The sequence below is a fragment of the Candidatus Brocadia sinica JPN1 genome (genome assembly GCF_000949635.1).
GTDB lineage: Bacteria > Planctomycetota > Brocadiia > Brocadiales > Brocadiaceae > Brocadia > Brocadia sinica.
Map to the genome: position 1 here is coordinate 481,442 of NZ_BAFN01000001.1, position 15,209 is coordinate 496,650.

Consider the following 15,209-nt stretch of genomic DNA (forward strand, 5'->3'; position numbering starts at 1 on the left):
TTCTAAAGTGACGACTAACGAGACTGAGAATAAGAGTTTCTGAAGGAAACTCAGAGGAAGGATTTTCACATGAAAGATTATACAAAGGGCAAAAGCCCGGAGATGCTCGAACCGTTTTTCCCAAATGAACTATTCAGGCACATTATAGTTTTGTGTTTTCTTGTTATTATCGAATTGGTTGCTGTCATCTTTTTTCCATTGCCCAAATTAGTAAAGAAACCCGACCACATACCCTGGCCGTTACTGCCGGTTTATAATCTAAAACAACTCATCCAAAACGAGACTCTTTTTATTTCTATCCTTGTTTTATGTGCTTTACTATTTGTTTTCTGGCCATTCCTTATACGTGAAAGAAGATATACCGTATCATCTTTCAATAACACGGAAGGTACAAATAGCGGTTATGCCCGGTATGTCAAAGAGCGTTGCAATCTATGGCAAAGGCCCATCCCATTTATGATCGTCATTACTGCGATTATTTTCGTGGTTACGTTATGTTTTATAAACCCATAAAACTGCTCCGGATATTTCTCCCCATTTTCACTTTAATTTTTTGTTTTCTTCCGGTTAGTTGTGTCATCTATCCTGAGTTGGTGGAAAAAGGGACAAAATCTCCTAGAGCCGAACGGTGCGGAGATTGCCATAGAGATATTTATGCCGAGTGGAAGGACTCACCCCATGCCAGCAGTTTCATCAATAGTGCATTTAGGGAAGAGACCAATGAATATCAGTTTACCTTTTGCATAGGATGCCATGCCCCCGAAACCATTTTTACGAATGAAAAGATTGCACCACGTAGTGTGAACCGGGAGGAGGGTGTAAATTGCAACACCTGTCACCTGAATGACTGCAAATTAAGTGGTCCTACACCTGCACACGGACCGCACCCCATTGCAGAAAAGAATCCATTTTTCAGGACAAGTGAGCTCTGTGGTAAATGTCATATAAGTACGTTTCTGGCATGGCAGAAATCAGATACAGCAGAGGGGAGGAAAACCTGCCAGGACTGCCATATGCCTGCAATAAAGCGAAAGCTTATTCAGGATGACCCCTGGCAGAAAATCTATCCTAAAAGAGATGGGAAACAGCACCTTTTCTCATCTCTGGCCATGTTTCATGGAAATGAGAATCTGTTAAAATTATCCTTTATACAAGTAACCCGTTCGGAAGGAAAGATTAAAGGTGTATTGGAATTAGAAAATACAGACATTCCTCACAGCGTACCCACCGGGGATTATGGATACAGGGAAGTTATTGTAACGACCGAACTGTTGGATAAAACGGGCCAGATTATAGATTTAAAAAAAGAAAGCCTGTTTATCGAATTGAAAACGGCTTTACCGTACAAGGGGAAAAAATGCATTCCCTTTTGCTTTGGCTGGAATGAGAATTCATCTGTAATTAAAGCTACCGTGATCCGAACATCCTTTCATAAAGACAGAAATATTTTATTGTCAGAAACGATCCATAAACTTTAAATAGTTTGCTGAAGCCGAAAAAGTTAAACAAAAGGATTGCCATCAGGATGCAAACATTGAATCCGGGGTCTGTAAAAATTGCCACGAAAAGGGATTTGAGAGGAATTGGTTATAGTATCCTGAATTTAAAGAATATCGCGAAGTAACTACTATGATTAAAACATATTTACGATTGATTTTTTATACTGGTATTATTTTATTACAACCATTAGTATGGGGAGATGATATTTATGCAATAAAACCAAATACCCCCCCCTTTCTTACCGGTTCCTGCACTGACAGATGTCATGTGAATTACATGGCCTATCACACGGCGTATCAGGGGAAGGTATTCCAACATAAGACGCACTCCCCCAATCAGGGATTGGAGTGCAGTCAGTGCCACAATAATGATGCCGTTCATACAAAAACACACGGTGGTCTTATTATACAGAACAGTGACTGTTGGGTCTGTCATCACAAAAGAGACACCAAAGCAATCTCGAATCCTTTATACGCGCAGGATAAGGAACATGTATCAGATTTCTCGATTAACCGACCCCTTATAAAAAAAAATTCAGAGGAATACAGGGAAGATAAAGGATTTTCAGGTAAAATTGATTGTTTACGTTGCCATGCCGATGTGAATGATTACATAAATGGAGATATTCAAATCATCGGCATAAAGATACCGGATTGGATGTCTCAGGCAGTGTCATGTACAGATTGCCATAAGCCGGAATCAGGCGGATATTCATTCAAATCTGTCCGGGAATATTGTATCGAATGCCATAATCAGGATTATGGGTTATTGTATGATGCATGGAAAGAAGCGCTCGATAGCAAAATCAAGCAATTTTGTAGAAATAATTTAACTATGCAAGACTCTGTAAGACTGATTCAATCGTATGGCATACACAATTTCCGATTATCACAAACACTCTTAAGATCAATAGAACGATAGGGAGAGAGAAATTGGGGTGTGGAGAATGTGGAAGAAAAAATACAAGAATAATTTTTTCATACCCATCATCTTCTTCTCTTCCCTTTTTCTTTATTTTAGGCTCTTTCTGTAAACTGAGTGGTTGCATTTGAATCATGATTGAGGAATGCGTACATTTTCATTCAGATAAACTGAGGTTAGAAGGTATCCTGACATATAACGAAGATATGCAGTCATCCCCGGCAATCCTGTTATGTGCACCGCACCCCAATTTGGGTGGTGACATGGATAACAATGTTATTACGAGCATTGCCCGGGTATCAGTCAGCATGGGATTTGTATCCCTTCGGTTTAACTACCGGGGCGTGGGAAATAGTGAATGTCATATAAAGGGCGTTGCCCAGAGATTCCAATACTGGGATACATCCCTCAATGGCGGTGACTATACTGATGCCGTTGCGGATACCCATGCGGCTCTTCATTTTTTGGTTTCACAAATTGGCGTAACCCAGGAAATTTTTCTGGCAGGATATTCATTCGGCGCCGTCGCAGGCATGAGGGTGGGCGCAGAAAGCAAACACGTGAAGGCATTCGCTTCTCTATCAACGCCTTTTGGTCGGTACACCCTGGATTTTTTACAGGAATGCAAAAAGAGTAAATTATTTATTTACAGCCGGAATGATTTTGCAGCAACAGCGGAGGATACTCTAAGAGGTTTTGAAGGTCTATCATCCCCAAAAATTTTGGAATTAATAGAAGATAGTGATCATTTCTACAGAGGGCAAGAGGACGGCCTTTCACAAAAGGTCTGCGCCTTTTTTAAACTCCAAATCAACAGATGAATTGGCGAATTACCCGCTCAATTCAATTCAATCATTCATGTGTACACATAGTTGAACTATTGGGAGGTTTAACATGAAAGAGCTAATCTATTGCCCATATCGTTCTGATAATTTCCATACAGTTTCTTTCCCAGAAGGGAATCCATGTTGGCACACGGACATAACACAGTCCTAAAATATCCTGAATAAAGTAAAAATAATAATGAAGACACTTCCCGCTCTGATTGTATTTGAGAAACGCCTTGTGGGTATTATTGTGTTTTTCACAAAACTTATGATTGAAATCTTAGAAATATTTTATTTTTTACTTGACGAAGAATGATAGTTATTGTATATATTTAGGCGACTACATTGATGATATACCGCACAGTTGTAAAGTAGTAAACTTAAAATACAGAGCGATAAAGGTAAACCCTGAGTGATCAGGGGGCGCAAAGTAACAGGGTCTTTAAGTTTACAAGGATGTAATGATAAGATAGCCTTACTGCCGAAGGTGTTTTAAAAATATCTTCACAGTAAGGCTTTTTTGTTTATAGAGTTTAACCGTAGTAACGATGATTTAAAAGGGCGGCGTTTATTTGGGAAAGGAGGGAAGAAACCGAAATTAATTTCAAAAGTGGAATGCCATCGTATAAGAAAAAATTTAAAGATATTTTTTGAGGAGAAGGAGATTATGAAAATTGGCAGAATGAAAAAAGGATTATTTGGGTTAACGCTATTATTAATGATTTTTATGGTGGGGCAGATATGCCTTGCTGGTCAGAATGACGGGAAGATAGGAATCGGTCGCATTAAAATCTCAAATGATGATGAGGTGGTGAAAAAAACTTTCCAGGGAGGCAGCAGCAGTGGGAAGAAGGTTATTTTGTACGCTTCCTTCACCAGCGATGCGGAATCATCCATTGATGGCGCAGATTTACCCATTTGTTTGCCTGTTTTAGAAAAGGATTCCGCTTACATGTATGTTGCTTTTCGGGTAACGAAGGCAACAACAGCGGATATAAAATGGATTATCGACGGTCCAGGTTCAATTCATATTACTCACAATGAAGACGGGTTTGTGGATCCTATAGATGGTGGAACCTTAAAACCTGGTTACTGGTACTTTGCGTGGTTTAAGCTGGATCCCTCTGGGTTATCGGTTAATACCGTAAGTAGTTCATACACATTTACTGGAAAGGTAAGCATAGCAGGCAAGGACGATTGGGAAGATGATTCTTGTAAATTTCAGATTGTAAAATAAAGCTTCTACAAAATTACTTTTTAAGTGAGGAGGAATAGAAAAATGGAAAAGTGGACTCTTGGAATATTAACATTATTGATATCGCTTACGATATCGTTAAACAGTGTATTTGCAAAGAGTGGCGGCGGAGGAAGACCTGTGCCTGTGCCAGAACCTGTAAGCTGCCTGCTCTTTCTAGCGGGCGGCGCTACCTTGGTAACTTTACGGCGCTTAAGAAGTAAAAAGAATTCCAAAGTTTTCAATGAACATTCGCAGGACGCCAACGTACAATAGCGACTTTACGATAACACTTGGTGTAACATACAGACCTGACAACACACTCACTCTCATGGAAGAGAGTAAGTGTTGTTAGGAATTGTATAACTCTTTCTTACGATTTTGAATGCTTCGTTAAACCGTCAAATATGCATCCCGTGGCTTTGGATATTTAGATTACGATGATCCACTATTTCATTTGGATACTAACGGCATCACTTTATACCCCTCTTTTTTTTGTGCTTTATCGTCATGGCTGGAAGTCTTCTGATTATACGCACGCCTATTTTATCATACCTGTATTCTTTTGGCTTGTGTGGCGTAAACGCGCACTCCTGAGAGAGTCCATTCAAAAGAGTACACCGGGCAACAACTTCTTTGGCCTTTCTATCCTGCTATTGGGAATTTTTCTGTTTACTTTTGGTTGGCGGCAGGACTATCGGTTTCTTACTGCGCTTTCTTTACTTCCGGTTCTGTATGGATTGGTAAGTTATCTTTACGGATTAAAAGTAACAAAGATCTTATCTTTTCCTATTCTTTATCTGATATTGCTTGCGCCGATTCCCACCGGAATTATTGATAGCGTTACCCTGCCTATGCGTTATGGCCTTTCCGTTGCCACGGAGACGATCTTAAAACTTTTTCATTATCCAATCACAAGGGAAGGGCTTTTATTAACGATTGGCAAGACTGATTTGTTTATGGGACAACCTTGTAGTGGATTTCGTTCTATCGTTACGATGTTTTCTTTGGCTTTAATTTATGCATATATAAATAAGGGCAGCATATCCAAAAAAGGTGTCCTTGTCTCTTCCATTATTCCTCTTGCGCTCGTGGGCAATCTTATCCGGATTATAACCTTATGCCTTATCACCTATTATTTTGGCGAGGAAGCTGGCCAGGGATTTTTTCATAGCATGAGCGGCGTTGTAATATTCGTGTTTATCATTCTGGGATTAATTGGATTGGAATATTTGCTTGAAAGATGCAGGATAACAAGATGAATAAGAAGAAAAAAGGATTGATACCTATCGCATTGTTGTTATGCGCTATTATTTATTGCTTCGGTTTTCCAAAAGCAAAATATGAAAGCCTGAATATCCTTTCCCAATTGAAAATACCGCTTGAGATTAACGGATGGCAGGGAAGGGATGTGGAGCAAGAATGGAATATGGAGGGCGAAGAATATAATTTTGTTAGCCAGGCATTGGATCGTGAATATGTCAATGCAGATGGTAAAAATCTTTTTTTACTCGTACTGGATGCAGGCAATTTTCACAATCCAAAGGTATGTTCTAATAGTTCCGGCTTTAAAGTCATTGAATTAAATAACCTTGAGTTTCATGTAGTAAATCGTACATTTCAAGCTCATAGTCTTTATACCGAAAAGGATGCCGATGGTTTTCTGATAATTTATTGGATTTGTATCGATAAAAACGTCGTTGATTGGACAGAACAGAAAATAAAACAGTTATGGTTCTCATTGATTAATAAAAAAAGGGCTGGTCTCATGATCCGAGTTGATGTGCCCACGAAAGAAGATACTATCGGGGACGCCTTGAAATTGGCGGAAGATTTTATTGCAGATTTAGGATGGGCAATGTCTTCAGATCAGGCAAGCTATATTTTCGGAAATCCAGGAACAGTTGCTGATCTATCTCTAAAGTAAGACAATTCTACCCCGTTAATGCATTTTAACCATATTTATCACCTCATCAATAGACGAGTATTTTTGAGGAAAGTCTATTCCCGGTCTCCCGATGACTATCGTGTCTATCCCTTCTTTGAGCGCCGCATGAATCTTTTCGAGCACGCCTCCCACCTCGCCACTGTCTTTTGTCACCATCGTACTAATATGATACTGCCTGAACATAGCCCGGTTCAAATCCTCTGAGAACGGACCGTGCATGGCGATAATACGTGTGGGTGGAATCCCCATATCCAGACACAAAGCAATATGCTCAGGTACAGGGAGGATGCGCACATACAATTCTTTTTCATCCTTCAGGATGATAAATTTAGCAACGCTTGATATGCCCGTTGTCAGAAATATTCTTTTCCCAAATGTCCTGGACCTGTCTATGGCCTCAGCCATAGTCTTAACCTTGTGGATCAAGGGATGCATTGGAATCTCCATCTCCTGCCTTTCAAAGCGGAGGTACCGCGTATTGGTTTTTTTACAGGCATCCATTGCATTCTGAGACGCCTCTATCGCATAAGGGTGAGTTGCATCTATTACTGTATCTATTCCCTTTTCTTTGATTAACCATGAAAATCCATGAGCGTCCAAACGACCCTGCAAACAAACGGTCTCTAAACCCATCTGTTCAAACATCTTTTTACCATATTCCGTTGCAACGGTCGTCAGGGAATCCAATCCCTCTTCGTGGAGTCTTCTGACGATCTCTTTGCCTTCTTCAGTGCCTGACAGGACAAGAATCATGTTTTTTCAATACCGTTCAAAAACTTTTCTATATCTCTTGCATTCGAAAGAATATCGTGAAGATATTGGCGAATAAGAGAAGTTATATGATTTTTTTCAATTTGAGAGAGTGCTTGCATATTGTCTTCTTCTGTTATCATTTCTGAATCTATGACCTTGAAGCTTTCTTCAAACTTTGTTATAGTACAGCAAATACGATACTGGGTCAATCTGAAAAATCTCCCATAAAACACACATGCGAATCACAAGATACCCACTTTTTTACGTTATTGGAATATCCATCTATCTCATCTTAAACCTTCGCTGGCGATACGTATTCAAACACCTCTTCTTAAGACCAAAAACAAAAAAGGTACATCTGCAGCAGATTCCCAATGTCTACAAAGACAATGATAAAATCCTCGTGTCTCTGGTACAAGGCGAAGACATTTATGCCATGCTCAAGGAAGGCATAGAACTTTTGGGTGGGCTGGAAAAGTTAGATATTCAGGGTAAATCTGTACTCATAAAACCTAACATCGTTAATCGTTATCCGAACCCTGCCAATACAAATCCCCTCGTGATAAAGCATCTCATAAAACTCCTGCATAAGTCGGGGGTTTCTAAGATACTTGTCGGCGATATGTCAGCCATTTTTACGCTTCCTACGAAGAAAAACGCCATGAAATCAGGCATATGGGAGGCCATTCAAACAGATGGCGCGACGTTTGTCCCCTTTGAGGATCATGGCTGGGTGGAAGTTGACATACCCCACGGAAGATTTATGAAAAAGGCCATGGTCTCGGAGATTATCTATTCTGTAGACAGGATTATCAACGTCCCTGTTATTAAAACCCATAATTATGCCAACTACAGTATTTCACTAAAGAACTTTATTGGCGCGATCCATCCGCAGCAACGTCCCTACTTCATTGCGCCGGATTTCTGGGATGAGGTTGTTGCCGAGATGAACATTGCCTATACGCCCCATCTCAACATCCTGGATGGGACAAAGATTTTTGTAAAGGGCGGACCTACAAAAGGCACCGTGGCCACACCCAACCTCATTATTGCCACCGGCGACAGAATTGCTGCCGACGTTGTAGGATTAAGCATTATCCGGGCATTTGGCGGGCGGGAAAGAACCAGCAGCAATAAGGATGTCTGGGAACAACGGCAGGTCAAAAGGGCAATCGATCTGCACCTTGGCGTCAGTGATCCTTCCGAACTGAAAATCATATCCAAAAGCCTCAGTACAAACAAACCCAATTTTGATAAACTCATAGAGGAGGTTCAACACTATTTGAATAAATAACCATGATAACAACAGATATATTGATCGTCGGGGGTGGAATAGTTGGTGTTTCCCTTGCAAAAGAGATTACGAGCAGGTATCCGGATATAAACATTACCTTGATAGAAAAAGAGGCCTCTCTAGCACGTCATGCAAGTGGCAGAAATAGCGGGGTACTTCACGCCGGTTTTTATTATACGCCAGACAGTCTCAAGGCAAGGTTTACTGTAGAAGGGAACAGACTTCTGACAGATTACTGTATGAAAAATCATCTTACCATAAACAGATGCGGAAAAATTGTCGTAGCAAAGGACGAAGCGGAACTTGAAGGTATATTTGAGTTAAAAAGGCGGGGAGATAAAAATGGTGTAGAGCTAGAGATTGTCGATGAGGAAAGATTGCCAGAACTCGAGCCTAATGCCAGGACTTTTGATAAAGCCTTGTACTCGCCGACTACTTCAGTAGTAAATCCTACGGAAGTTGTCGAACATATCGCTCAGAATTTAAAAGGAAACGTAAAAATCTTACTTAATGAAAAGTTTATGAAAAGAGATGATGTCTCTACAGTATGTACAAATACACAAAAAATAAAGTTTGGACATTTCATCAATTCGGCAGGCTTATATGCAGATAAAATAGCCCATCAATTTGGCATTGGGCAAAAATACATCTTAATTCCCTTTAAAGGTTTGTATCTGGAATATAAGGATACTAGTTTAATTCGTAAACATATATATCCTGTGCCTAATTTAAAAAATCCATTTTTGGGAGTCCATTTTACCATAACTGCCGCTGGAAAAATTAAGATAGGCCCAACGGCAATTCCAGCCTTCTGGAGAGAAAACTATCAGGGCATTTCAAATTTTAGCCTGAATGAATTCTTTGAAGTGTTATTTCATGAGACAAAGCTTTTTGTCACCAATGCATTTCATTTTAGGAGCTTAGCCTTTGAGGAAATGAAAAAATATTGCCGGAATCATTTTATACAACAATCCGTGCATTTGGTAAAAAAGATAGACACAAACAAGTTTGGCAACTACCTGAACCCTGGCATCAGGGCACAATTACTCGATACAGAAACCCTGAAATTAGTGATGGACTTTGTTGTCGAGCATGGAGAAAATTCCACGCACATATTAAATGCAGTATCACCTGCGTTCACCTCCGCCTTTTCGTTTAGTAAATTTATTGTTGATGAAGTGGAAAAGAGAATGGGACTCAGCACGAAACTCTAGATTTTTAAGAAGGACAGTAATTTATTTATCCAAATGGCTCCAGTCCCCAATGCGAACGAGTCGGAAGAATTTTTGTATTTTATACAATTACCAATAGTAGTATACTACCCTTACGCTAATATTGGATTTCCTACTCATTTTGATAGAAACAATAACATGCCAACAATTATAGAATAAAGATAAATGTTAGGCAAAAAGAAATGGAGGAATAAGACATGCCACTCAACGATGGTTATGGAGTCGTCATCGGAACCTTGCACAATTACTACCGTGATCCGGTAAACGACTACGGGCAGTACTATCACGGCAACGTCGAGGTACAGACCCCTGCTGGCATCTATAAGTGCGCCATCGACGTCGATAGCAAGAAGCTGCCCAACGGTGTTGAATGGCGCGTAGTCGAACTGGGAAAGACGAGCTTGAAGGGTGTGACCACACTAGCCAATGGTTGGCATTACCTGGCTTCAAACGCTACATCGGGGGCACTGGATTATGTTCGCAGCCCTGAATTTCAACCAAAAGTGGGATGTGTTTTCGTGGTGTTTAATCCCATCCTCGAGGCGCTACGCAGGCTTCTCCAGACCGTAATCAATCCTCCGTGGAAAAAAGGAACGAGCATCGATGCGCTAGCCGACCTCGAACCCTTGCTGCAAGAGCCAAAAAGATTGTACATCTTCGGCGAACCTTTCACCAATGACCTCGGCGTGCACAACATCCATCAAAATCAAGGCGACCCAGCTGGTAGCCAATGGTGGGCGGAAAACGGCATTTGGCAAGACGGTGCCACCCTCATCCAACGTCAGGACGACACCATAGCCGCCTTTCTCAACAAGTTCAAAACCCAGTCCTACCAAACCGATAACAACGGCCACCCAGTGTAGCCCCATAAACGCTAACTTGTTTTTGCTATTTATCAGGTTGGAATAGTAGGGACACGGTGCACCGTGTCCCTACTATTTATGATGATTCGAATATCGAACAAGGAATAATGAATGTCGAAGGATAAGAGAATATTTGACCTTGAAGAACGCTTCATAGATTTTGCCGTCAGAATTATTCGTGCAGCGGAATCCTTGCCAAAAACCAGGGCGGGAAATCACATTGCCGGGCAACTCATTCGCTGCAGTACATCACCCGCTCCCAATTATGGTAAGGCTCAAAGCGCAGAATCTCGTTCTGACTTTATACACAAGATGAAAGTCTCCCTTAAGGAGTTACGTGAAACAAGGATATGGTTATTGATGATTGTAAAAGCCAATCTCATAATTCGAAATTCCTTGTTCGATATTCGTTATTCAATACACGGTTAAATTGATCCGTCATTTTAAGTTAGCGCCTATGCAGCGTAGCCTCCCACAGCGGGTCACGTTTGTAACTTGAATCCAACATCTTATATCACCAACTCAACTTTGATTTTTCTTCTTCATTTAGTAAATTTATCGTTGACAAAGTAGAAAATGTAATGGGTTATATAAAATAATTCTCTCTGTCTCCGTTATCTGGTCTATTCAAATTTAATTTCGATAATGTACCGATCATTTCAAAAAAACTGTTGGTGTGCGCACATAATGCGATAGTCCGAGTCTGTAACTCTTATTGCAGTAATGAATTCGATTGTTTTCTTACACTTTTTTTAAAAGGTTGTCTGCGAATCAATGGCGAAGGCTTAAACTATAAGGAGAATAAAACATGGCAGTGAGCAAATATGATATTAATGGCCTTAAGACGAAGCTTGCGGATGCAAGGACGGCGCTAGTTACAATGCTTGGGGAAAGCGACAAGGCAAAGCAAGAGGGATGAAGGACAACGGTAAAGAAACTTACCGATGAACACTGGCGCTTATCCCTAAATTAATAGAAAAGGCTAAAGGTACGAATGTGGAGGCCAAGCTGAAGGAACTGAAGACAGCATGGGATGTCTTCAGGGACACAAGAGATAACGAGGTTATTCCAAATTTTTTTGCAGGAAAAGTAGCTAAAGCAAAGGCTGTAGGTGGCGGTATACAGAAGGAAAGGTTCGCAAAGATATCTTCAATGGTTGATGAACTCTTAACAATGACGTAAAGGAAAAAGAAGATCAAGAGGTGAAGGCATTATAAGTTTCTTATACACTTCACCCCTTGCTTCATTAAAAAAAGCTATATTCAAAGATTAGAAATATTGTTTGATACCCCAAAAGGCAGAACTCTTACGGAATGCCTCATCAAGGTCGATCTCGATAATCACACCCCATTCGTATTCCGGAATCCAGCACCAGGTACCTAATACTGGTACCCCTCTATAGTCTGGATAACCTGTAACATCGTATCCCTCGGTCCCACTCAGGCATTCGGCAATCCCCTTTGTTAACCTTCCCGTCTTAGGATTAATTCCTTTAAGTTCCAAAGCCGTCCTGTCTTTTATCATGCCGCTGCGTTTAAGCTCAATAACAAATCGTGACTCTGTAATAAGAACCCCCTCTGAATCGATAAGATAAGCCTCCCCGCTTTCACCAATTTCAATGCCCTGCATGAGTTTGTTCAGCTCCATGGTATCGACTCGAAGAACCAGTACACCGGTAAAAGCCCCGGTAATTTCCTGGATTACAGAAGATACAAACAAAGTTGGTATATTACGTTCAACTTTACCAAACTCACTGAGGATTGGGGTTGTTGCAGGTTTTACATCACTCACAAAGACCCCACGTTTTTTTGCTTCGATAAAATAGTCTTCTCCGGAAACATCCATACCCACCAAATTTTTCTCTGTGGCTAACTTTATAATCCCAGAAGAATCACAAATAAATATACCTTTATATCCATACTCATCCCTGATGAACTCCAAATAGTTTAGAGCACTTACAAACTCGTCTACAGATCCAACGCCCATAGTGTAGTGAATAGTCTGTGGTTTACGGGCAACTGCTTTAGCATTATTCTTGTGTCCTTCCATGCACATTTTCACTAAGTCGACTTGACGATGCATAAGCCCGCGCAGATTTTTAATGGTGGTATCTTGAAAAAACTTACGAACTTCATTACATGCCTCATCCACATTAATTTCGGCAATAAGACCCCAATTCAGATACGGCAGCCATATCCAGTAACCAATAACACTAACACCTCGATAGTCAAGGTAACCTGTTTCGTCGTATCCTTCCTGACCTTTAAGACACTGCTGAACAGCAAGTGTCAGATTCCCCGTTTTAGGATTTGCCACCTTCAACTCCAGGGGTGTCCTCTTTTTTATTATGCCACTTTCCTTAAGATTTTCTGTAAATCTGGACTTGGTTAACATGAAGCCATCTTTGTTAATTAAATAAATCTCTCCTGTTTCTGTAGCTTTCATTGGCATAATCAGTTTTATGAGCTCATTCACGTCGAGCCTATAGACCAGGACCCCTAAGACCCCCGTTTTTTCACTAGTAACCTGGGTTGATACAAACATCGTGGGTAATCCCAACTCCAGCTCACCAAATTCATTCTCGATGGGCACTGGAGAAGGCATAATGTCTGAAAAAAACGTTTTACCCTTCATTGCCTCTTGAAAATATTGTGCAGAGGATACGTCCTTCCCAATATTGTTTTCATCTGTTGAAAGAATAATCGCGCCCCTAGGATTTGCAATAAAAACTTCTTTGTAGTGATAGATATTTTTTATAAAAGTAAGATATTCAAGGGGTTTAGAAAAATCTGGCTCCTTATCCTCCCGAATTACCGAACTACGGTAAGCAGGCAAGTCATGGGCAGTGACCCTTATATCTTTCTTTCGTGCGTCCATCCAGTTAGTAATAATCTCGGCTTGCTTTCGGGTGATGCCCTGCAAGTCCCTTACAATACCTTCCCTAATGATACTCAGGGTATCGGAAAAGGTCATTTTAACTACAAACATAGACAATAAGGAAAATGAGATGAATGCAACTATGGTAGATTTGGTTGTTTTAAACATTGTTTTTCCTCCTTATGAAAAAAGAGTATTTACGGCATTGTTTAGTAAGAGAAATATAACAACCAACTTTAAACTACGAGGGTGAAGAACTACAGTGTTTGCAATAGTTTACCCCCCCACCCTTGCCCTCCCCCTATCAAGCTTACAGTTGGACAAATTTTGGCTGGGGAAATCAACCATCATCAGATGAATAATCCTTTGAATTACTTGATATTGTTGGATGTTTCGGTGAGTCCTCTCACCAAAACAAGAATTAATCCTCAGCGCCGAAAGAATCGGGGGTCATCGACAGTGGGTTTCGGCGTGAGGACACGCCGAAACATCAGAATAATAGCGCCACTCACCCTTTACTTTGTCCAGCAAAAAATTGTCCAACAGTAAGCCCCATCAAGGGGGAGGTAACTCTTAAGCTAAGCCCCCAGCTATACTGGGGAGAATGGCAAAAGCTATGCTGAAGTATTTAACAATTTAATAGATAAATCGTCGAAGAAGCCATATATTCAAAATAGGCTATTAAAGGTGTAAGATCGAAAAAAACATATCTATGTTCATGAAAAGTCATTAAGTAACCCCTTAAGGGGAGCCAGCAACAATGCCCTTTTAGGACTAATCAAGCCACCCGCTATGCGGGTGATTATGACTGGAATTTCTGGCTACACGAACCTATCAATAAGCGTTCCCCTCCCCTCGTGGGAGGAGCCAAGGGGTGAACTGTTACCATTATTCAAGTTCCCTTCATCCGAATTGGGAAGGAGACTACTTGGTCTTCAATCTTTCGGGGAGTAATGTATTGGAATTATACACTACTTTTTCAAAAATTCAAATTAGCTGAAGAATTTAATGAGAAGACATTTACTTTCCGTAATTCTATTTCTTATTACCTGTTTGTGTATTATGGAAACCTGATCTTGTGTTACTAATGCTGTTGGTTCTTACTACTCGAAGATTATCTAAATGAAGGGTGCCTGATTTTTATTTTTTTTCTACCAGGGAACAAACTCAACTTGCTTTATTTTGCTTAGATTAAGCTGTATTTTTGAACCATTCTGGCCTTCAGGATAACGCCAGTCATAAAAAATACCATCGAGTGGAACTGTTACAGTTTGCCATTTCCCGTCAGTAATTTTCAATAAATCGTCATATGATTTTATCCCGATTGCAGGCTTACCCTTGTTGCCCAATTCGTCAGTTATTACAATGAGAAGTTTCGTAAATGATTGACCATCCGTCTCCGTTTTAATGTCAAATTGAAACACCTCATAATGGTTGAAATTCGTATGAAAACACGCCATTATTTACCGTGACTCCTGCCGTCTCCATCTTTACCACGCGTGGGTCGTTCATACCGAAACGCAGGATTTTCTTGACTTGCAGGCCTGCTGTTGTACTTTGACTGTATCCAGTCACCTGAATCTGAGCAATCTTAGGGTGTTGATCTGCAACGAAGTCACCTGTATCCGAATCATAGTCGCCTTTGTTCATCGCAAAGATGATAATATCCTTTTTATGCTGGCAGGCGTGAACAGAAAATACGCCCCAGTCGCTGGAATCAGTATAAACGACATCGCCTCTGAAATAATGGCTCATAAGCC

General features: G+C 40.5%; 18 protein-coding genes and 1 riboswitch. Of the genes, 13 read left to right on the forward strand and 5 right to left on the reverse strand.

Annotated elements, in window-relative coordinates; translation table 11 throughout:
- The first annotated feature begins 69 nt into the window (after window positions 1-69).
- From BROSI_RS19625 to BROSI_RS02180, 8 genes are all read left to right on the forward strand, one after another.
- Complete coding sequence (locus tag BROSI_RS19625) at window positions 70-513, forward strand: hypothetical protein (RefSeq protein WP_052561941.1); 444 nt, start codon at window positions 70-72, stop codon at window positions 511-513.
- Window positions 435-1,478 (forward strand): multiheme c-type cytochrome, encoded by a 1,044-nt coding sequence (locus tag BROSI_RS02150; RefSeq protein WP_082058977.1) that lies wholly within the window; start codon window positions 435-437, stop codon window positions 1,476-1,478. Before BROSI_RS19625 ends, BROSI_RS02150 begins: the two co-directional genes overlap by 79 nt.
- Before the next feature lie 151 nt (window positions 1,479-1,629).
- Entirely contained in the window at window positions 1,630-2,421 is a 792-nt protein-coding gene (locus BROSI_RS02155) for a hypothetical protein (protein WP_052561945.1), read from the forward strand.
- 134 nt (window positions 2,422-2,555) lie between these two features.
- Window positions 2,556-3,242: an alpha/beta hydrolase gene (locus BROSI_RS02160; RefSeq protein WP_052561947.1), complete on the forward strand. Its 687-nt coding sequence runs from the start codon at window positions 2,556-2,558 to the stop codon at window positions 3,240-3,242.
- 396 nt (window positions 3,243-3,638) lie between these two features.
- A riboswitch (cyclic di-GMP riboswitch) is annotated at window positions 3,639-3,734 on the forward strand.
- A gap of 181 nt (window positions 3,735-3,915) precedes the next feature.
- A complete protein-coding gene (locus tag BROSI_RS02165) occupies window positions 3,916-4,485 on the forward strand; it encodes a hypothetical protein (RefSeq protein WP_157842326.1) in 570 nt (189 codons plus the stop codon).
- A gap of 42 nt (window positions 4,486-4,527) precedes the next feature.
- A complete protein-coding gene (locus BROSI_RS02170; protein ID WP_052561952.1) occupies window positions 4,528-4,758 on the forward strand; it encodes a PEP-CTERM sorting domain-containing protein in 231 nt (76 codons plus the stop codon).
- Window positions 4,759-4,922: 164 nt separating this feature from the next.
- Window positions 4,923-5,744, forward strand: coding sequence for an exosortase/archaeosortase family protein (locus tag BROSI_RS02175; protein WP_052561954.1), 822 nt, complete (start codon window positions 4,923-4,925; stop codon window positions 5,742-5,744).
- Window positions 5,741-6,409, forward strand: coding sequence for an exosortase C-terminal domain/associated protein EpsI (locus BROSI_RS02180; RefSeq protein WP_052561956.1), 669 nt, complete (start codon window positions 5,741-5,743; stop codon window positions 6,407-6,409). Before BROSI_RS02175 ends, BROSI_RS02180 begins: the two co-directional genes overlap by 4 nt.
- A 15-nt stretch (window positions 6,410-6,424) precedes the next feature.
- On the opposite strand, the gene cobK is transcribed toward BROSI_RS02180, so the two are convergent.
- Both cobK and BROSI_RS02190 read right to left on the reverse strand, forming a co-directional pair.
- Entirely contained in the window at window positions 6,425-7,183 is a 759-nt protein-coding gene (gene cobK, locus BROSI_RS02185) for a precorrin-6A reductase (protein ID WP_052561958.1), read from the reverse strand.
- The gene (locus tag BROSI_RS02190; protein ID WP_157842327.1) at window positions 7,180-7,392 is read right to left on the reverse strand and encodes a hypothetical protein; all 213 of its coding nucleotides are present in this window, start codon (window positions 7,390-7,392) and stop codon (window positions 7,180-7,182) included. Before BROSI_RS02190 ends, cobK begins: the two co-directional genes overlap by 4 nt.
- 26 nt (window positions 7,393-7,418) lie before the next feature.
- On the opposite strand from BROSI_RS02190, the gene BROSI_RS02195 reads away from it, so the two are divergent.
- From BROSI_RS02195 to BROSI_RS02215, 5 genes are all read left to right on the forward strand, one after another.
- A complete protein-coding gene (locus BROSI_RS02195) occupies window positions 7,419-8,477 on the forward strand; it encodes a DUF362 domain-containing protein (RefSeq protein WP_052561962.1) in 1,059 nt (352 codons plus the stop codon).
- 2 nt (window positions 8,478-8,479) lie between these two features.
- On the forward strand, window positions 8,480-9,691 hold the full coding sequence (gene lhgO / locus BROSI_RS02200; RefSeq protein ID WP_052561963.1) for an L-2-hydroxyglutarate oxidase: 1,212 nt from the start codon (window positions 8,480-8,482) through the stop codon (window positions 9,689-9,691).
- 215 nt (window positions 9,692-9,906) lie between these two features.
- A complete protein-coding gene (locus BROSI_RS02205; protein ID WP_052561965.1) occupies window positions 9,907-10,572 on the forward strand; it encodes a YukJ family protein in 666 nt (221 codons plus the stop codon).
- Between the two features lie 111 nt (window positions 10,573-10,683).
- Complete coding sequence (locus BROSI_RS02210; protein ID WP_052561966.1) at window positions 10,684-11,001, forward strand: four helix bundle protein; 318 nt, start codon at window positions 10,684-10,686, stop codon at window positions 10,999-11,001.
- Window positions 11,002-11,568: 567 nt separating this feature from the next.
- On the forward strand, window positions 11,569-11,754 hold the full coding sequence (locus tag BROSI_RS02215; RefSeq protein ID WP_052561968.1) for a hypothetical protein: 186 nt from the start codon (window positions 11,569-11,571) through the stop codon (window positions 11,752-11,754).
- A gap of 87 nt (window positions 11,755-11,841) precedes the next feature.
- On the opposite strand, the gene BROSI_RS02220 is transcribed toward BROSI_RS02215, so the two are convergent.
- The 3 genes from BROSI_RS02220 to BROSI_RS02230 all read right to left on the reverse strand — a co-directional run bounded on the left by BROSI_RS02220 (window position 11,842) and on the right by BROSI_RS02230 (window position 15,204).
- Complete coding sequence (locus BROSI_RS02220) at window positions 11,842-13,617, reverse strand: cache domain-containing protein (protein WP_052561970.1); 1,776 nt, start codon at window positions 13,615-13,617, stop codon at window positions 11,842-11,844.
- A 983-nt stretch (window positions 13,618-14,600) separates the two neighbouring features.
- Window positions 14,601-14,909 carry a CIA30 family protein gene (locus tag BROSI_RS02225; RefSeq protein WP_052561971.1) on the reverse strand — a complete coding sequence of 103 codons (309 nt, stop codon included), beginning with the start codon at window positions 14,907-14,909 and terminating at the stop codon, window positions 14,601-14,603.
- Entirely contained in the window at window positions 14,875-15,204 is a 330-nt protein-coding gene (locus BROSI_RS02230) for a hypothetical protein (protein WP_052561973.1), read from the reverse strand. Before BROSI_RS02230 ends, BROSI_RS02225 begins: the two co-directional genes overlap by 35 nt.
- Window positions 15,205-15,209: the final 5 nt, after the last annotated feature.